Source organism: Pseudoalteromonas sp. S2893 (genome assembly GCF_005887105.1).
GTDB lineage: Bacteria > Pseudomonadota > Gammaproteobacteria > Enterobacterales > Alteromonadaceae > Pseudoalteromonas > Pseudoalteromonas atlantica.
In genome coordinates, this window is record NZ_PNCY01000006.1 from 214,398 (window position 1) to 234,403 (window position 20,006).

Sequence of the window (20,006 nt, forward strand, 5' to 3'; positions counted from 1 at the left end):
GTGTATTTAACATCTGGTTTTGTACTTTCTGCACAAGCGCACGATAGCGCTCAGGGTTTACAATATGAAATTTGGTTTGCTACCGATAATGGACCAATAAAGACAATTTCTGAGAATGAAACTGCACTATTTTTTATAAAAAACGCAGATGAAAAAGCAGCTAAAGCTATTTTATCTGCCGAATCACTAAACTTTTTAATTAAACCTCTTTCACTTAAAAATTTTCAGCAGCAAGATATGTGTGGCTGTTACTTTTACTCACTCAAACACTTTTATAGCGCGAGCAAAGCGTTAAAGAGTCGCGGTATTACACTTTATGAAGATGATATAAGGCCCATTGAGCGCTATTTAATGGAGCGCTTTATTAAAGGCGGGGCGTGGGTCACGGGTAAACGAGTGGATCATGCGCATTACACTGAAATTTTAGATGCTAAATTAAAAACCAATGGCGATTATACGCCCGTGCTTTCTAAGTTGTCACTTGATATAGAGTGCAATGAAAGTGGGGTGTTGTTTTCTATTGGCTTGGTAGGCTGTGGTTTAGATTGCGTAATCATGATTGGAGAGCCTGAGCATCACGAACCAGTTATTGGTTATACTATTATATGGTGCGCAGACGAGGTTGCACTATTACAGCAACTTGTAACACTTATTAAGCAGTGCGACCCAGATATTATTATTGGGTGGAATGTTATTGAGTTTGATTTTGCAGTTATTTATGAGCGCTCTGTGGCACTTGGGGTAAAACTATTACTAGGAAGAGGAAACCTTCCTTTATATGTTCGAAAAGGCCATTTTACACGGGTTTCTATTCCCGGGCGCTGTGTAATTGATGGCATTGATACTCTAAAAAATGCCACTTATAGTTTTGAAACTTTTTCACTTGCTAATGTAGCTAAAGAAATTTTAGGCGAGTCTAAATTAATTGAATCTAGTAATAGCTTACAAGAAATTATTCGTCAATTTAATGAAGATAAACTCGCGCTCGCTAACTACAATCGCCAAGACTGCATTCTCGTTAATAAAATATTCGATAAGCTAAAACTTCTCGATTTTGCTGTTATTCGCACACAATTAACAGGCCTTGAGCTGGAAAAGCGCGGCGGCTCAGTGGCGGCTTTTGTAAACATGTATTTGCCTTTATTACATCGCAGCGGTTATGTAGCACCTAATATGGGCGACCATGGGCTGACGTTTGAAAGCCCAGGTGGTTATGTTATGGAGTCGGTACCGGGGCTGTATAAAAATGTCATCGTGCTTGATTTTAAAAGCCTGTACCCCAGTATTATGCAAACCTTTTATATAGACCCGCTTGGACTAATAGAAGGGATTGAAAACCCTGAAAACAGTATTGAAGGGTTTAATAACGCATTGTTTTCAAGAGAGCAGCACCATTTACCAGCGCTTATAAAAAGCCTAGCGCTACAGCGCCAACGGGCAAAGGATAATCACGATTTAATGCTATCTCAAGCGATTAAAATAATAATGAACAGTTTATATGGTGTATTAGGCTCACAAGGCTGTCGTTTTTATGACCCTCGACTCTCAAGCTCTATTACTTTGCGTGGTCATGAGATAATGCTGCAAACTAAAAAGTGGATTGAAGAGCAAGGTTATAGTGTTATTTACGGAGATACAGATTCGACCTTTGTAAAATTAACGGATGATTTAAGTGTTGAGGCGTGTAATAAAATAGGTAAACAGTTAGCTAAACACATAAACACATTGTGGCAGCAAAACATACACGCTAAACATAATTTAACTAGCCATTTAGAAATAGAGTTTGAATCGCTTTACAGCCCATTCTTTTTACCCACCATAAGAGGTAAAAGTGTGGGGTCTAAAAAACGCTATGTAGGGCAGTTAATAAAGCCGGATGAATCAAAATTGGTTTTTAAAGGCTTAGAAACCGTAAGAAGTGACTGGACTAAACTGGCTCAACAGTTTCAATTTGATTTATTTACCCTCCTTTTTGAGAAACCAGAGCAAATAAATGACCTTGTAAACGATTACATTAGTAAACTTTTACACGGCGAGTTTGATCATTTGCTGGTTTTTAAAAAACGTTTAGGTCAAAACTTAACCGACTATCAAAAAAATATCCCTCCACATGTGCAAGCAGTAAAAAAGTTTCAGAAACAAAATAGTGAATTTACGCTAAAAAGAGGTGAATTTGTTACATTTGTTTACACAACCCACGGTGTTGAGCTGTATCAAGGGCTGCATAGCTACGACTACCCATTGTATATAGACAAACAAATTGTACCTCTATTAGAAATGGTTACGCAATTTGTTAACGTTAACGTAAACAGTTCCGAGCTAAAACAGTTCGAATTATTCTAGCTTGTACCTATTAATGCAATTTTTGATTACATAATCCACGCTTTAGCTTTATTTTTGTACAGCTATTCCTCATCTAAGCTAAAAAACAATAAAAAACCCTTTTTTAATTAATATTTGGTTAACAGTAGTTGGCTTTTAGATATTTTTTGTTTAGTATTTGGTTTAGTCGCTGTTAACAAACTGTGACAACAAAAAATAATTAAATAATAGTCGCTTCTAACAAGTGGTGACCCAGGGAGAATCAAATGTTAAATAATAAAGTTTCAAAGGCAGTTCGCTTAGCGATTGCATTTGGTGCAGTATCAACAGCTGCATTTTCGTCAAGTTCATTTGCTGCAGAAGAAGAGTCTGCAGAGAAAGTAGAACGCATCCAAGTAACTGGTTCACGTATCAAACGTACAGATTTAGAGGGTGCTTCTCCGGTAGTATCTATTACTTCTGCTGATATCAAGCTAGAAGGTGACTACACAGTTGCAGATGCACTACGTTCTAGTTCATTAAACTCATTCGGTTCGTTCTCAGAGCGTTCTGGTAGCTCAGCACAATCTCAAGCAACTATCAATTTACGTGGTGCTGGCTCACGTCGTACTTTAGTACTTTTAAATGGCCGCCGTTTCCCAGGTTCACCAACACTAGGTGGCGCTTCTGCTAACCTTAATGCTATACCAATGGCAGCTGTTGAGCGTATCGATATCATGACTGAAGGTGCATCTTCTATCTATGGTTCTGATGCAATGGCAGGTGTTGTTAACGTAATTATGAAAGAGAATTTTGAAGGTTTAACTTTCAACATTGGCGCGGGTCACCGTGACCAAGATGAAGGCACTACTTCAACTGAATTTTCTGTAGTTGGTGGTGTTTCAAACGATAAAGGTAACATTACATTCTCTTTTGACCACCAATCTCGTAAAGGTATTTCAGATGCTGACCGTGACTACACTAAAGCTCAGCTTGGTGATTTAGACGGTGATGGCGACATTGAAGCTTACACTGCAGATACTGTAGGTTGGTCTTACTACGGCGCTACTGTACTTTCTCCAGATTTTGCTACAGCGTCAGCTTCACTTTTATGTGATGATTTAATCTCTGAATACGGTGAAGATACTTTCCGCCGCGTTGATGCAAACGAAAGTTGGGGTCCAGGCTCTGAGTACTGTATGTATGCGTTCGCTAACGTATCTTACAACACAGCTTCAATTGACCGTAACACATTATATGTTAGTGCTAACTACGAGCTAACAGACGACATTGAGTTCTTTGCTCAAACAATGTTTGTACAAAACTCTTCATTTGGTCGTTACGCTCCACCGGCTGCACCATGGGAAAACATGTCAGCTGATAACCCGCACAACCCATACGGTGAAGACGGTGCATATGGTTTATTCCGCTGGGTAGGTATAGGTACACGTGATGGTAACGTAGACGATTACAACCAAGATTTAACAGCTGGTTTACGTGGTGATTTAGATTGGAACAACGCTTCTTGGGAAGTTTACTACCACCACAATAAAGCAGATAACAAATCTGTGGGCGAGTACTACCTTTCTTACAGCGGTTTAGCATACAACGAAGCTAACGATATCGATTTAGGCTCTGATGAAGGCATTGCCAACATGAAATCGACTACGTTACAAAGCTCTGCTTCTACTTTTGACCAATACTTTGCTGGTTTAGGTTTTGACTTATTTGAACTACCAGGGGGCGCTGTTGCTCACTACGTAGGTGTTGAGTACTTTGAACAAACTTACGAAGATATTTACGATGGTCAATCTGAAGCTGGCCTAATCGGTGGCTCTGCTGGTAACTCTTCAATGGGTGACCGTGATGTTACTGCTATCTTCTTCGAATCAGTACTACCAGTTTCTGATACAGTAGAAGTAAACTTAAAAGCGCGTTACGATGATTACTCTGACTTCGGTGATAACCTTGCTCCTGCAGTATCTGCTCGTTGGCAGGTTGCTGATAACGTAGTGATTCGTGGTTCATACTCTGAGTCGTTCCGCGCGCCAGGCCTAGATTTACTTAACGCAGCACGTACATTCTCAGCTGAATCTGCAATCGATTACTCTGCAGGCTCTACTACATCACGTCAGTACGATACGTACTACACAGCAAACTCAGAGCTTGAAGCGGAAGAGTCAGATTACATCAACTTAGGTGTGGCGTGGGATGTAAACGACAACTTAAGTTTTAAGTTAGATTATTTCCAACTTTCTATTGATAACGTTATACAGTCTAAATCTCTACAGGGCTTATTATCTGATGAGGCAGCTGGCCTAATCACTGCAGTAAGTGCTGATACAGATACGTCTAACGAAACTTTCTACCTTAAGCGTTCTGCTTCAGGTACGCTACTTGAAGCGGGTACTTCTTACTTTAACGGTGCTGGTTTTGAAATTGAAGGTTTTGACTTCACTATTAATGCAAACGTAGAGACTGATTTTGGTGATTTCCGCTTTAACAATGTTAACAGTGTAACACTTTCATACGATTCTGAAGTGGGTGGTGTTGTACAAGATACTGCTGGTTGGTCTGGCCAACCTGATCTTAAGTCAGTAGCAACAATTTCTTGGTCACTTGATGATCACACAGTATCTTGGAACTCTACTTACACAGCAAGCACGTCTGAAACTGAAGTTGATGAAGATGGCGATGGTTTCTACGAGCAATCAGGTGATTTAGACAGCTGGTTAATCCATAACTTAACTTACAGCTACAATGCAGGCCCTTACGGCGCTGTAACGTTTACAGTAAGTAACTTAACTGACGAAGACCCAGTTCTTTCTTCAGCTGGTACATGGGATAACCAAGACCTTTACAACAACTTTGGTCGTGATTACCGTGTAAACTACTCAATTAGCTTCTAATATTAATTAGAAACAGGTTGATATATAGGGCTGAATTTATTCAGCCCTTTTTTTATGGGGATTTTTTATGGAAAATTATTGGAGTGAGTATTGGTCTCAAGGGTATTTAACTTCATTTGGGCAGGATATTAAGAAAAACTATACAGGCAAGCTCAAGCAGAGCTGGACAGGTTTTGCTAGTGAGCTTAGTCCACAGTGTAAGATACTAGACATAGGCACAGGCAATGGCGCACTGGTACAGCTTATACACGATAGTAGTAAAGATCAGCTGAGCTTTATTGGTATTGATAAAGCAACAGTGGCAAAGAGCGTTACAGGCGTGCCCGACTCTAGTATTTTATCAAATATAAGTGCAGAGTCCTTACCTTTTGAAAATAATGAATTTGATGCGATAGTGGCTCAATTTGCAATTGAATACAGTGAGCTTTCGAGGAGCATTCCTGAATTATTTAGGGTATTAAAACCGGGTGGGTTATATCAAATTGTTTGCCACGAAATAGATTCAGATATAGTTAAACCAAATGTGCTTATATTGGAGTCTGCTGTACGTGTACGTAGTGACTTGTTAACTCCTTTAAAGCAGCTAATTGATGAGCTGAAAAAAGATGATAATGCTCAGGTCAATAACTTGATAAAAACAATAAATAACCTTATCCAGCTTGAAAGGCAAGTACACCCTCACGCAGTTAATGGAACACGGTATCCCGACTTTTTTCAGTTTATTTTGAATAATAGAAAAATTGATTTGCAACGCGCTTATCAATTATTTACTCAAGAGCTCGAAGGGCTGATCTTTAGGTTAAGTGACTTAAAGCAAGCGGCGTTAAACTCTCAGGATATTAGCCAGTTGTTATTGTTAGGCGATAAAACATTTAAAGAGGCTTTAGTTGACTCTAATAATGAATATATCGGAACGCTTTACAAAGGACGCAAATAGCTAGCCCCATCACTCAAATTTGTTCTGTTCTGCGCATTAATAATCTAGCAGCTTTGATGGCATTCCAAAGGCCATACGAGCTGCAGCTCCCGATTTCTCTACTTTTTGGCGACTTGTTAAACATTGTTCTTGGTCACCTTGTCATTTATAAATTTTAAATTACCTTGTTAACACCTTTAAAAATGTAAATAAGTAGAAGTATTTTGCGTTTTATTTTTAAAAATGCATTGTGCCGATTATTGGTATATTCATATTTTATTTTTTGTCCCCTTTATCGAAATAAACTAATATTAATTATATTTAAATTGATGTGAATTATTGGTTTTTAATATGTTGACTATGTTTATATATTGATACTAACATTCACAAAAGAAGCGATACTTTCACTTCTTAAGCTATTTATTTAATGGCTAAAATAATAAATATATAAATAAAATTATTTCAGGGAGAATCCAATGTTAAATAACCAAGTTTCAAAAGCGGTGCGCTTAGCGATTGCTTTTGGTACGGCATCTACAGCTGTATTTTCAGCAAGTTCAATTGCTGCTGAAGAGGGAGTTGAAAAGGTAGAGCGTATAGAGGTTACCGGTTCACGAATTAAACGTGCAGATCTTGAAAGCGCTTCACCAGTGAGCATTATTACTACTGAAGATATGAAAGTTCAGGGTATTTCAAATATTTCCGATGCGTTACAAAACCTTACCGCTCAGTCGGGTGGATTAACTGCTGCTGTAAATAATGGCGGTAATGGTAATGCAACTGTTAACTTAAGAGGTATGGGTTCATCACGTACATTGGTACTTGTTAATGGGCGCCGTATGATTGCCTCAGGTACTGGTGCATCTTCTACCGTGGATCTGAATGCCATTCCTTTTAGCGCTGTAAAACGCATAGAAGTTTTAAAAGACGGTGCATCGGCTGTTTACGGCTCTGATGCTCTTGCTGGTGTGGTTAATATTATCATGCGCGATGACTTTGAAGGCTTTGAGCTAGATGCCAGCTATGCAGAGACAGGTGAAGGTGACGGTGAAGAAGCTAGCTTAAGCAGCACCTTTGGTGTGAGCAGTGATAAAGGTAATGTTGTTGTAAACGTTGGCTTTTACGACCGTGGTACTGTACGTGCCAGCGACCGAGATTATTCAGCATGTCCATACGCTGAAAGTGGCGGTGAGCGTTTTTGTGCCGGTTCTGGTAACTCTTTAGGTATGAATGCAATCTTAGATGATGGTAGAAGAGTTCAGTTTGAGCCTGGCGGTAACGGTTCATCAACTGATACTGGCTATCACACATATGTGGGTAGTGGCGAAGGCAACGATACCTATAACTACTCTTCTGCTTCATACTTATCTACGCCTGCAACTCGTTATAATGTGAGCGTGTTAGGTAATTATGAATTAGCAGATAACTTAAACTTTTTTGCAGAAGCGTACTACACAAACCGTACCTCAACGCAGCAAATGGCACCAGCACCTATCAACTACACATACAGTGTTGATGGTCGTAGTTGGGTATTAAGTCAAAATCCAGAAGTTTACCCATTCTCAGGCTTGTATGATTTTGCAACTCCTGGCGACAATGTAGACATGTTACCACTGCGTCGTATGTCAGAAATGGGTGGCCGTGTATTTGAGCAAGAAGTAAATACAGCACAATTTACAACTGGTTTAGAGGGCTTTATCGCTGATCAATACGCTTGGAATGTGTTCTATACATATGGTCGAAATAGCGCTATTGACCGTTCTAAAAACTACATCAACGTAGACAAAATGATAGCGTCAGTAAATGAAAACTGTGAAGGTGTCTCGGTTACAGGTTCGCCTAGTGACTACACGGTTACAGGCAACGATGCATCTGCTCCATGTATTAACTACTTCGGTGAAGGCGCGCTTTCACAGTCAGATGCCGATTACTTGCGTTACACCGATCAGGGTACTTCAGGTACAGAAATGCACCACTTAGGCGCTTCAATTTCGGGTGATTTATTTGAAATGCCTTCTGGTGTTGTTGGCTTTGCATTTGGTCTAGAGCACCGTGAAGAATCAGCATTTAATCAACCAGATGCATTCTCTTCATCAGGTATCGGTTCAGGTAATGCTGTACAGCCAACTTCTGGTGGCTATAAAGTTGACGAAGCATATGTAGAGCTTGTTGTTCCACTATTGAATGATTTACCACTGGTTCAGTCTTTAGATTTAGAAGCTGCGCTTCGCTACTTTGACTACGATACATTTGGATCAGATACTACTTATAAGTTAGGTCTAACTTGGCGTATGACAGATGAAGTTATGCTTCGCTCTGTATTATCAACAGCATTTCGCGCACCAAGTGTAAGTGAGCTTTACGGTGGTCAGTCAGATAGCTTCACCAATTATACAGACCCTTGTACTGGTTTTGGTGGTGCTGGCTTTGATTCTAGATACCAAACAGCCTGTGCTTCTGACGCAGCAGCCGGCCTAATTCCTTCAGATGGTACGTTTGCACAAAACAGTGGTCAACTTCGTGCTGTTGTTGGCGGTAACCCAGACCTAGGTCCTGAAACTGCTGATACATTTACAGTTGGTCTTGTTGTTGAGCCTATTGAAGGGCTAAGCTTTACTGTTGATTACTACGATATTGAAGTAGATAACGTAATAAGCTCTGTTGGTATTACGACTAAGCTAGATAAGTGTTATAGCGCGGGTGAAGAAGGTGGACAAGGTGGTTCTTTTGCACTTTGTGAAGGTGTTGTACGTGATGCAACGGGTAACTTTGATGGTACTCCATCACTTGATCAAAACCTTTCAACTTGGAACCTATCGGGCGTAGATTTCAACGCTCAATATAGCTTTGACGCTGCTGGCTTAGCGTGGAGAGCTGATTGGGAAGCTTCTTACATCTCTAAGTGGGAAGTACAAGAGTTTGCTGGTGAGCCTATTCAAGATTACGTAGGTGTTGCATCAAGTGGTTCTGGCTCAATTCCTGAGTGGAAACATAATGTAAGCTTACGTGCAGCCGGTGATGATTGGACTGTTTCATACAAAGTGATGTATGTAGATTCGCTTGTTACAGAATCAGTTGCATTATTTGATGGAGACCCTGCGGATTACTATTCACCAGAAGCTGACTCGTTTGTATCACATACACTAAGTGGTACTTACCAACTTAACGAGCATGTTTCGTTACGTGGTGGTATAGATAACCTAACAGATGAAGAGCCTCCATATTACAGCGATTATGATGATGCCAATACAGATACTACGTTGTATAAGTACATCGGTCGTAACTTCTTTGTAGGTACAACTATTTCATTCTAAGCATAAGCTTTAATGCTAAGGCCGGTATATTATCGGCCTTTTTATTATTTAAGAGAACATATGCAAAGCCAAGGCATGTCATTTCAAGATGTAAGCAACTTAATCCTTAAGGAAATTAATAATAATAATTTCCTTAAGGCATTAAAAATTGCTAATTCGATTAAAAGTAATGAATCGAGTATTGTAGCGCACCTTCATCACTTAAAATCTATAGCATACCAAAAGAAAAAAGATTATATATTATGTTTAGCCGAGATTGAAAAAGGTATTAAACTAAGTCCACGTCATTTTCATTTAAATGTAAATAAAGCAAAATTATATAACTTGTTGGGTGAACCTGATAAGTCAATAAAACAATATTTAAATGTATTGGCTATATATAGTGACGATATAGAAACACTTTATAATATCTCTGTTTTGTACTTTAAAAAGAATGAATTTACTAAAGCAAAAGAATACATTGATAAAGCATTTACACTATCCCCTCAAAATGCAGTTATTCTCAGTGCAAAAATAAAAACAGACTTAAAGCTTGAGAAGTTTACTGAGGTCGATAGGCTCACAGATGATTATATTCGCAATTTTGGTGCTGATGCTAGTATTCTCAATAGTAAAGGGTTGGCTTTAAAAGCTTTATGCTTTTGGGATAAAGCAATTATAACTTTTGAGCAAAGCTTAAAATTAAGCCCAGGTTTAGTTGAAGCTAAGAAAAATATGGCCAGCTGCTATCACTTAGCCGGGAAGTTTAAAAAAGCCAAAGCAATATATACAGAACTAACATCTATCAACCCGCTAGATTTAGACAGTCATCATTGGCTAAACCAAATGCTATGGGAAACTGCAGACTCTGGTTTTTTATCCTCATATAACCATGCTTTAAAAATAACAGGAAAAAATACCGCACTGGAAGCTGAGCTTGCACAAAAGCTTTATACATCGGGTAAGCAAACTGAGGCTTACAAAATAGCAAAGCAAATACTCTCTCAAAGCAATTGCCCACAAAAAGCGTTTTCTATAGTGGGTGATTACGAACGTGAAAACAGCTTATTTGATGAATCTTTAGAGACCCATTTAGCTGCCAGTAATAGGTTTAAGAATAATCACGCATACATAGAATTAGCCAAAAGCTACATTGCGATAGATAAACCAGATCACGCATTGAACATTATAAATAAGTTATTAAATCAAGACGAATATAACCAAGAGTACTTGTGTATTAAAAATACAGCACTGAGATTACTAAAAAGCGAGCTGTACTCATATTACTGCAATTATGATTTATTTGTTATGCAGGAGAAAATAGCAACACCTTCTGGCTTTGCTTCTATAGATGATTTTTTAACTGAGCTTAAAGGTACGTTAAAACAGTATCATTATTATCAAAACCATCCTTTAGAGCAATCTTTAGTGAATGGTTCTCAAACCGCAGAAAAGTTATTTGATTATCAACTGCCGATACTAAAAATGCTTAAGCAGGAGCTATACGAGTTAACGTCATGCTTTTTATCAAGGCTTCCAAAAGATAATCAACACCCTTTTTTAAAAAGAAATGTTGGTGATTTTAAAGTAACTGATTCATGGTCGGTAATTCTGAAAGGTAAAGGTTTTCATAAAAATCATTATCACTGCCAAGGTTGGATGAGTTCACCATTTTATGTATCTATACCCACGCTGATATCTGAATCAACCAACCAAGAAGGGTGGTTAAAGCTAGGTGAGCCAGGATTTAATATGCACACTAAGCTTTTACCTGAGACAACATTAAAACCAGAGGAAGGCAAACTTATTCAATTTCCATCCTATTTTTGGCATGGGACTAATACCCTAAATAGTGAAATGGAACGAGTAACAATTGCTTATGACATACTCCCTCAACACACTTAAATTAAGGATAAACAATGAAACATCTTTGTACCGTATTATTAGTAATTTTAGCTTCAGGTTGCACTAGTGCAGCAGCACTTAACGCCAGTGAAAGCGATGGCAAAATATGTAAACTCGAAAAAACCACAGGTAGCAACATTGCAACAAGAGTGTGTAGAACACCTGAACAAATTGCTTACCAAGAAAAATTAAGCCAAGAGGCAATGAGAGAGATGACCCGTGGTAGTGTAAAAATTGATAAATAGACTTTAACTTTATAAGTTTATTAACCTCTATTAAAAAATTAATAGAGGTTAAATATTTTTTATTTGATATTAAAGTCCATTACTATACTTATTCTATGCTGATTTCTCATGCTAAAGTATTTTCTTTTATACCTTTTGCTATGGAGTAAAATTGCTCATGGTAAAAATATATTGTTGGGTTTATACTTGCTTTGAAACTAAAAAGTTAACTCCAACAAGCAAGAGAGATATAAATGAAAGAAGTTCGATCTTTTATTAAAACAGCATCATTAACTGAGCTAGAAAAAGCACAACAATTAATCACTGATGCGATTGCAAAATATACTGAGCAGCTACAAGCTAAACAGGAAGTGTTGGATCTTTTAAAAGAAAAAGGACTTACGTTAGAAGATTTACAAGACGGTACTGCAGATAAACGTACTAAAGTAAGAGCTAAGTATCGTATTGAAGTAGATGGCGAAGTGATTGAATGGACCGGTCGTGGTCGTCGCCCTAAAGCGTTTGAAGGTGTTGATTTACAAAAGCACCTAGCTTAATAAAGTAACAGAGAAGCTACGGCTTCTCTTTTTAATGGCGTATAACTTAATAACTAAACTTAGGCTAAGGCTTACGCTTTGTACGCTAGATTTAATTGGCCAAAACTTACCTTAAACTCCCCGCAGTCGCTTAGTATTTGTTAAACTGCATTTCTGGTTATTCTATTTACTATTTTCATGAGCTATAAATTAAGGCCGTATCAGCAAGAGGCCGTAGAGCGCACCGTTTTACATTTTCGAAAAACAAATGATCCTGCCGTGATTGTACTGCCTACCGGTGCGGGTAAAAGCCTGGTTATTGCAGAGCTTGCGCGAATTGCTAAGCAAAAAATTTTGGTGCTTGCACATGTTAAAGAGTTGGTAGAGCAAAACGCACAAAAATATAAAAGTTTTGGTTTAGAAGCGAGTATATTTTCAGCAGGGTTAAAAGAAAAATCACTCAGCCACCAAGTTACTTTTGCCAGTGTTCAGTCTTTATCGCGTAATTTAAATAAATTAAATGAGCATTATTCTTTGCTTATTATTGATGAGTGCCACAGAGTAAATGGTGATAAAAAAAGCCAATATGGAAAGGTTATAAATACGCTCAAAGAATATAATCCTCAGTTAAAAGTATTGGGTTTAACGGCCACACCTTATAGATTAGGAATGGGGTGGATATACCATCATCATTACCATGGTTTTGTAAAAGGTAATAAAGAAAGTCCATTTAAAAACTGTATATTTGAATTACCGCTCAGGTATATGATCAAACATAATTACTTAACGCCGCCAAATGAAGTGGACGCGGCAATTAGTCATTATGATTTTTCGTCCTTGGCTACTAATGCGTTTGGTCAATATACGACTGATGACATGAATGCGCTTTTAAAAAATAGTGAGCGCGCAACGCAAGCTATACTGAAGCAGGTAATACAATACAGTGAAACCCGCCAAGGCGTGATGATATTTGCGGCAACGGTTATGCACGCGCAAGAAATTTTAACTTATTTACCCGCAGAGCAAAGTGCCCTTATAACTGGCGATACCCCAAATGCAGAACGCGATAAATTAATAAATCAATTTAAACAAAAAAACATAAAATATCTCGTTAATATTTCTGTTTTAACCACCGGATTTGATGCGCCGCATGTTGATTTTATCGCTATTTTACGTCCCACCGAATCGGTTAGCTTATACCAGCAAATTGTTGGCCGTGGGCTTAGGCTAAATGAAGGAAAAACAGACTGCTTAGTTATAGATTACGCAGGCAACGGCTTTGATTTATTTCACCCTGAGGTGGGCGATAAAAAAGGTGATAGCGATAATGAGCCCGTTCAAGTGCTTTGCCCTGGGTGTGGGTTTGCAAATATTTTTTGGGGAAAAACCGATGCTGATGGCAAAGTAGTTGAGCATTTTGGCAGGCGCTGCCAAGGTTTATTAGAAGATGACGAAGGCCATAAAGAGCAATGCGATTATCGGTTTAGGTTTAAAGAGTGCGAACAATGTGGCGCTCAAAACGATATAGCAGCTCGTAAATGCCATGATTGTGGCGCAGTAATGGCCGACCCCGACGACAAGCTACGTAACGCCCTTAATTTGAAAGATGCGTTAGTACTGCGCTGTAGTGGGTTATCAGTGGTAAAACTTAAAGATGATTTAATTAAAATAACCTACTTTGATGAAGATGGTGCAAGTTGCGATGAGGTATATAACCTTGCCAGTAAAGGCGGGCAGTATATTTTTAATAAACAGTTTGGTAAACGTCTAGGGCAGGGGCAAGCGCCTGTCGAATTTAAAAGTGCTGAGCAGGTAATTAAGGCACAGTTCGATTTAGTGCACCCCGATTTTGTTATCGCGCGTAAAAGTAAAAAGTATGGCTGGAAGGTATCTGATAAATTATTTGATTACACTGGCAACTTTAGAAAAGCTAATCAGTTAAGCGGTTAAGCTTAACTGATTTTTGTTAAGCGGCGTCTTCGTCCATTAAACCCCAGCCATCGCCATAGCCATTGTAACTGTTAGCAATACTTTCAAGGTATTGCTCTGCTTGGCCAAGCAATGTGTGCTCTGGCACCATTTGTACATGAGTAATCACTTCCCACACGCCAGTGTCTTTACATTTTTCAACGTTTGCGCTTTGTACTAATGCATCAGAGATTATTTCTTTGGCAAATTTTTCAGCATCAGCTTGTTGTTCAAATAAAATGAAAAAATCGATTTGGTGCATTTTGCTTAAATCAACGCCAGCAGCGGCTATTTCGGCTAAAAGTTGGCCGTTATCATCATCAGGGAATTGCATTAAAAACTCATTTAAAATTAATTTTGTATTCGTAGCCACTATTGTAACCAAAATATTGCTTTAAAGCGTATTAATTTTGACTTTATAGGCATTAAAGGGGAGTGAAATTTGGTGCAAGATTACCATTAAGTTAATGTGTTGCTCATTATGGCTATGGTAGTATGTAACTCATTGGTGGTTAAATTTTAAAGAATAAAAAGTAAGGATATTTACTTGTTCAAACAGTTATTACGTTTTGTGTTTTTTTTAGCTTTTTTTATAAGCACTCAAGCCAGCGCTGAGCAAAGGGTAATTGAAGATTACGAAATTAAAGGGATTAGTGGCGAGTTAGAAAGTAACGTTGAGCTATATTTAAAACAACTGGTTGGCGAAAAACCCACCAGAACCTTGCGCCGCTATGCTAAAAAGCAAGTGCAAAGCAGTATTAAAGCGCTGGGGTATTACAACCCAACGGTAGACATTGAGTTTGATAAAGACGACAAAGAGCTTATCGTTAAAGTAGAGCGCGGCCCTGCAACGCGCATAGAAGCTATCAATATAACGCTTAATGGTGAGGGTAAAAACGACTCGCAATTACAAAACGTTATTAAAAACTTAAATTTAACCCAGGGCGATATTCTTAATCATGGCAGGTACGACTCAGCTCATAAAAAAATAGAGTCAATGCTATTAGAGCTAGGCTATTTTGATGCTAAATGGCCAGCCCGAAAGCTTGCGGTATCAGTGCAAAAAAACAGTGCCGTTATTACATTTAATATAGATACCGGCGTGCGCTACACGTATGGCAATATAATCATTGCCAGCGAAACCCCCGCAGAAAAATACATTCGTTCACTTGCACCTTTTACCCAAGGGCAAGCTTATAAAGCCACACAAATTGCCGATTATAACCTTGAGCTCTCAAGCACACCGTATTTTGCAAGCGTGCGTATTTATGCCGATATACCAGCCAGAGCCAACGGACAAGTGCCTATAAATATTGATGTGCTACACAAACCTGCTAATAGCTACGAAGTAGGCGGTGGCTTTAATACCGAGCTGGGCCCGAAAGTGCGTTTTAAATGGAGTAAACCCTGGATCACAGAAGATGGGCATTATCTGGAAAGCAATTTAAATGTAGCTGAGAAACAGCAAGATATTTCTATGGCATACACCATTCCGGTAGATGACCCTAACGACGATTTATGGCGTTTATCAGTGGGTTACAAGTTAGAAGATGAACTTGCCGATGACATATACAGTGAAATACTGACCGGTCAACTGCAACGCCAATGGTTAACTGAAGATAAATGGGTACGCACGGCCTTTTTACGTCGTGACCAAGAAACATACCGCATTGGTGATGAACCAGAAGAAAGCACCGAAATGCTTATGCCCGGTATTAGCTATGCCCGCAAAAAGTCAAAAGGAGGCACAACGCCTTATTGGGGTGAGCAGTGGCTAATTTCGGCCGAGTTTGGTTTAGATGATGTACTTTCAACCACAAACTTAGTGCGGGTGCAGCTGCAGCATGCGTGGCTGCGAACCTATTTAGATAAACACTTAGTTTTTTTAAAAGCAAACGTGGGCGCCATGCTGGTCGATAATATTGAAAACGTCCCTTACTCGCTGCGCTTTTATGCCGGTGGTGACCAAAGTGTACGTGGCTTTGCTTATCAGTCTATTTCACCTGAAGATGAAGACGGTGATTTAATTGGTGGTAAATACTTACTAACCAGTACTATTGAATACAATTACCAATTTGCACAAAATTGGCGCGCCGCTTTATTTGTTGATGGCGGTACCGCCACAAATGATTTTTCGGACGACTTTGAAGTGGGCGCAGGCTTTGGCTTTCGTTATTTAACACCCATTGGCCCCGTAAAAGTAGACCATGCATGGGGGCTTACTAAAGAAAGTAAAAGCACACGTTTAAGCATTACCATAGGGCCAGAAATTTAATGTCAGTATTTAAAAAAATATCCGCCGCCGTCATCGGCGTTTTAATCACGCTTGCCGTTATTATATTTTGCTTGTTATTTACTGCGCCCGGTAATCAATTTATTGCTTATAGTGCCAATAAAATGGTGGACGGCTTACATATTGAGATTAAAAAAGGGCGCTTTTTATATAACAACCCGTTTAATGTGAGTTTTAAAAACCAAAGTACAGATTTTAAAGCGCAGCAGCTTAAAATAGATTTATTTTGGTGGCAGTGCGATGGCCTATGTATTGAAAATGTAAGCGCGCGGTCAATCAAACTAGCCCTTGGCAATGCACCCGAAGCCACACAACAGAGCACCTCAGAGCCATTAGCTAAAATTACGTTTCCCTTTAATATTGCCGTTAAAAATGTAGCAATAAACGAATTTGTATTAAATCATCCAAGTGCTGATGTAACCGTAAATAACTTTACCCTTGCAGCGAAAGCTGAAGATGCAACCTTAGCACTAAAAAGCCTAACTATTAGCGATGTATTGGTAAAGCTTAAAGAGCAACCCGCCTCATCTAATCAAGCAACGGCTAATCAAGGCCAAGCGCTACCTGCGTTACCAGATATAGAATTTACATCGCCCCTTAATTTACGGGTAGAGCAGTTTGACGTTAAAAAGGTGGATATTGAGCAAGGTGAGCAAACTCACACAATCGAAAATATAGTGCTTGTATTAAATGTAGAAGATGAAAAAGTTAACGTACAAACGCTTAGCGCGCAGTATCAACAATGGCAATTAAATACAGAGTTAACTAGTGAGCTTGCAGGTAACTTACCATTAAACGCGAAAGTAGCGCTAAACAGCGACTTGCACCAAGCGAATTTAGCGTTAAGTGGTGATCTATCTGATTTAAATATAAATTTACAAACGACTGGTCAGTACCCATTAAATTTAACGGCAATGGCTAATTTAAAACAAAAAAATTATCCGTTTGAACTTACTGGTAAAGTTGAGCAATGGTTGATTGACGCTCAAAGTAACGAGCTAAAAGTAAATAATGTTGATTTATCAGCTTCGGGTAATGCGGATGATTACACACTAAGTTTAAAAGCGCATAGCCAATTAGGTGCCTATCCAGCTGTAGTATTAAACACGCAATTAAACGGCTCGCTTAGCCAAGCGCAGTTAAGTACCTTAAGCCTAAAAGCAAACGACAGTAGTGCAATATTTAAAGGTAATGTTAATTGGCAAAAGGGCATACAAGCCGATTTCACCGGTTCGTTAAATAGCTTAAAAGCACAATACTTAACAGATGCGCTTACAAGTAATATTTCTGGCCAGCTAGAAGGGCGCTTTAACAGCGAAGGGCAAAACTGGCACTTGCAAATGGATAATACACAACTTGCAGGTACACTGAACCAAACACCGCTTGAATTTGCCTCAAACTTTACACTTAACAATACGCTAAAAGCCAACATAGACAGCCTGTATTTAAGTAGCGGTGCCAATAAATTAACCTTGAGCGGGCAGGTTGACGACACCTGGCAGGTTGACGGAAAAGTAACACTGACAGGAAATGAGCAAACTAATCTGCCATTCGTTGCAAACGGTAAGGCCGATTTAAAAGTTAGAGGGCCCCGTTTAACCCCCGCCGTTGATTTATCGTTATTACTCGATAACTTTATGTATAACGACATAAACGTTAACAAACTCGCCCTTAACGGTCAGCTCGATACAGCCGCAGATTGGCAAACCGATGTGAGCTTAAACGTAGGCTCAGCAATGGTTGCTGATCAGGTAATTAATAGTGTTGAGCTAACTGCCACTGGCGATAAAACTGATCATCAGCTGGTGGCCGCCATAGATGCAGAGCAAGGCGCTGCTGAGCTTGAAGTAACCGGTAAGCTCAATAATGACGTGTGGAATGGCTCGCTCAGTAATATAACGCTAAGTGACAAAAAGCTCAGCTTTAGTAATAGTAAAAAAATTGCGGTGATGTTTAATACCCAAACCAGCGATTTTGATGTGAGTGCACATTGCTGGCGCTCAAACAAAAGTGAGCTATGTATTAATACCCTTGCGCAAACTAAAAACTTAGGTCAATTTAATGCTACGTTGAGCAATTTAGCGCTTGAAGAGCTTAAACACTTTTTACCAGATAACATGCGTACGCGTGGAGATATAAGCGGCGACTTTGCTGCAAATTGGAACGAGGGCGCATTAAAAACACTTCGCGCTAATTTAAATGCCCATGACCTTGTTGCTGTTCTTACCTCAGAGGAAGACCGGTTTAGATTACCCATCGAAACGCTAAAAGTCAGTGCCTACACTGACTCTCAAACGGGTAAACTAGAAGCCGATTTACGCTCAAGTGTGCTAGGTAAAATAGCCACCAAAATTAATATTGATGATATTCAAAATCAGCAAACATTAAACGGTCACCTTAATATAGATAAAATATTGCTATCAGACTTACATCCATTTCTCGAAACCCTTGAGCAATTAAAAGGCGATATAACAGGTAACGTGGCAGTTGCCGGCACTTTGCAAGACCCACTATTAAATGGTGAGCTAAATGTAAGTGATATCAATTTAGAAGGTGAGCAGTTGCCGGTGGTATTGCAAAAATCTAATGTAAATATTTTATTTGATAAAACCACCGCCACAATTAAAGGTAATTTAAACGACACCCAAGGCGGTAAAATCAACCTAACCGGCGACGTAGATTGGCAAGGCGCCCAGCCTGAAGTAAATGTAAGCGTTAACGGCGAGCAGTTTTTTGTACGTGCGCAGCAAGGCGTTACGTTTAAAGTATCGCCTGATTTAACTATTGGACTTGCAAATAATGCATTAAAGCTGTCTGGCGAAGTGATTGTGCCTTATGGCAGGGTAATGATTGAAGAGCTGCCAGAGGGCGCCGTTCAAGTGAGCGACGATGAGATTATTGTTGATCAACAAACTGAAACGGCAGAAAACGTGCCGTTTGATTACGATGTAAATTTAAAAGTGATTGTTAAAAACGATGTAAAAATAGAATCGTTTGGTCTTGAGTCGAAAATAGCGGGCGATTTAGCCATCAAAATGAGCCAGGGCGCCCCTATAATTGCCACCGGCGAGCTAAATTTAATCGATGGTACGTATTTAGCTTTTGGCCAAGATTTAATTATTAGTACTGGGCAAATAGGGTTTAGTGGCTCGATTGAGCAACCGTTTTTAAATATTAAAGCCATCCGTAATCCAGACACCACAGCAAACGATGTTGTGGCAGGTGTTACGCTTACTGGTAACGTTGAGCAACCTACCTTAAAAGTATTTTCTGAGCCGGCAATGGATCAAGCACAAGCACTGGCCTATTTACTCAATGGGCAGCCGCTAGGCGAGGGCGACAGTTCAAGCGATGCCATGCTTACTCAGTTATTGCTCTCACAAGGGGTGAGCCGCAGTGAAGGCGTTGTATCTAAAGTTGGCGAAACCATTGGTTTATCTGATGTAAGCTTAAGTTCAACGGGCTCTGGCGATAGCACTAAGCTTGAAATATCGGGATATGTAGCGCCTAGCTTACAAGTTAAATACAGCGTAGGGGTATTTGACTCGCTCAGTGAGGTCGCTATTCGCTATCAGCTGCTTTCGCAATTTTATGTAGAGATCACCAGTGGTTTAAATCAAAATGTTGATTTACTCTATAAGTTTGATTGGGACTAAATAGG

General features: G+C 39.3%; 11 protein-coding genes. 10 read left to right on the top strand and 1 reads right to left on the bottom strand.

What is annotated here, in order from left to right; all coding sequences use genetic code 11:
• The 8 genes from CWC04_RS03260 (at window position 1) to radD (ending at window position 14,034) form a co-directional block, all read left to right on the top strand.
• Entirely contained in the window at window positions 1–2,343 is a 2,343-nt protein-coding gene (locus CWC04_RS03260; RefSeq protein WP_138684590.1) for a DNA polymerase II, read from the top strand.
• A 245-nt stretch (window positions 2,344–2,588) separates the two neighbouring features.
• Window positions 2,589–5,210: a TonB-dependent receptor domain-containing protein gene (locus CWC04_RS03265; protein ID WP_138684591.1), complete on the top strand. Its 2,622-nt coding sequence runs from the start codon at window positions 2,589–2,591 to the stop codon at window positions 5,208–5,210.
• Between the two features lie 67 nt (window positions 5,211–5,277).
• Window positions 5,278–6,147: a class I SAM-dependent methyltransferase gene (locus CWC04_RS03270; RefSeq protein ID WP_138684592.1), complete on the top strand. Its 870-nt coding sequence runs from the start codon at window positions 5,278–5,280 to the stop codon at window positions 6,145–6,147.
• Between the two features lie 455 nt (window positions 6,148–6,602).
• Window positions 6,603–9,440 carry a TonB-dependent receptor gene (locus CWC04_RS03275; protein WP_138684593.1) on the top strand — a complete coding sequence of 946 codons (2,838 nt, stop codon included), beginning with the start codon at window positions 6,603–6,605 and terminating at the stop codon, window positions 9,438–9,440.
• A 60-nt stretch (window positions 9,441–9,500) separates the two neighbouring features.
• Window positions 9,501–11,324: a putative 2OG-Fe(II) oxygenase gene (locus CWC04_RS03280; protein WP_171038554.1), complete on the top strand. Its 1,824-nt coding sequence runs from the start codon at window positions 9,501–9,503 to the stop codon at window positions 11,322–11,324.
• A gap of 14 nt (window positions 11,325–11,338) precedes the next feature.
• The gene (locus CWC04_RS03285) at window positions 11,339–11,569 is read left to right on the top strand and encodes a hypothetical protein (protein ID WP_138684595.1); all 231 of its coding nucleotides are present in this window, start codon (window positions 11,339–11,341) and stop codon (window positions 11,567–11,569) included.
• 233 nt (window positions 11,570–11,802) lie between these two features.
• A complete protein-coding gene (locus CWC04_RS03290) occupies window positions 11,803–12,105 on the top strand; it encodes an H-NS histone family protein (RefSeq protein WP_138684596.1) in 303 nt (100 codons plus the stop codon).
• 177 nt (window positions 12,106–12,282) lie between these two features.
• Window positions 12,283–14,034, top strand: coding sequence for a DNA repair helicase RadD (gene radD, locus CWC04_RS03295; RefSeq protein ID WP_138684597.1), 1,752 nt, complete (start codon window positions 12,283–12,285; stop codon window positions 14,032–14,034).
• A gap of 16 nt (window positions 14,035–14,050) precedes the next feature.
• Here radD and CWC04_RS03300 read toward each other — a convergent pair whose 3' ends face one another.
• Window positions 14,051–14,386: a ribonuclease E inhibitor RraB gene (locus CWC04_RS03300; RefSeq protein ID WP_024033700.1), complete on the bottom strand. Its 336-nt coding sequence runs from the start codon at window positions 14,384–14,386 to the stop codon at window positions 14,051–14,053.
• A gap of 237 nt (window positions 14,387–14,623) precedes the next feature.
• On the opposite strand from CWC04_RS03300, the gene CWC04_RS03305 reads away from it, so the two are divergent.
• Together CWC04_RS03305 and tamB are read left to right on the top strand one after the other, a co-directional pair.
• The gene (locus CWC04_RS03305; RefSeq protein WP_425607976.1) at window positions 14,624–16,327 is read left to right on the top strand and encodes an autotransporter assembly complex protein TamA; all 1,704 of its coding nucleotides are present in this window, start codon (window positions 14,624–14,626) and stop codon (window positions 16,325–16,327) included.
• The gene (gene tamB, locus CWC04_RS03310) at window positions 16,327–20,001 is read left to right on the top strand and encodes an autotransporter assembly complex protein TamB (protein WP_138684598.1); all 3,675 of its coding nucleotides are present in this window, start codon (window positions 16,327–16,329) and stop codon (window positions 19,999–20,001) included. The genes CWC04_RS03305 and tamB overlap by 1 nt, the downstream gene beginning before the upstream one ends.
• The last annotated feature ends 5 nt before the right edge of the window (window positions 20,002–20,006 follow it).

What these genes read in the sequence shown, in the direction of transcription:
- CWC04_RS03265 (WP_138684591.1), top strand. Translation starts at nt 2,589, where the DNA reads ATGTTAAATAATAAAGTTTCAAAGGCAGTTCGCTTAGCGATTGCATTT.
- CWC04_RS03270 (WP_138684592.1), top strand. Translation starts at nt 5,278, where the DNA reads ATGGAAAATTATTGGAGTGAGTATTGGTCTCAAGGGTATTTAACTTCA.
- CWC04_RS03275 (WP_138684593.1), top strand. Translation starts at nt 6,603, where the DNA reads ATGTTAAATAACCAAGTTTCAAAAGCGGTGCGCTTAGCGATTGCTTTT.
- CWC04_RS03280 (WP_171038554.1), top strand. Translation starts at nt 9,501, where the DNA reads ATGCAAAGCCAAGGCATGTCATTTCAAGATGTAAGCAACTTAATCCTT.
- CWC04_RS03285 (WP_138684595.1), top strand. Translation starts at nt 11,339, where the DNA reads ATGAAACATCTTTGTACCGTATTATTAGTAATTTTAGCTTCAGGTTGC.
- CWC04_RS03290 (WP_138684596.1), top strand. Translation starts at nt 11,803, where the DNA reads ATGAAAGAAGTTCGATCTTTTATTAAAACAGCATCATTAACTGAGCTA.
- radD (WP_138684597.1), top strand. Translation starts at nt 12,283, where the DNA reads ATGAGCTATAAATTAAGGCCGTATCAGCAAGAGGCCGTAGAGCGCACC.
- CWC04_RS03300 (WP_024033700.1), bottom strand. Translation starts at nt 14,386, where the DNA reads ATGCAATTCCCTGATGATGATAACGGCCAACTTTTAGCCGAAATAGCC.
- tamB (WP_138684598.1), top strand. Translation starts at nt 16,327, where the DNA reads ATGTCAGTATTTAAAAAAATATCCGCCGCCGTCATCGGCGTTTTAATC.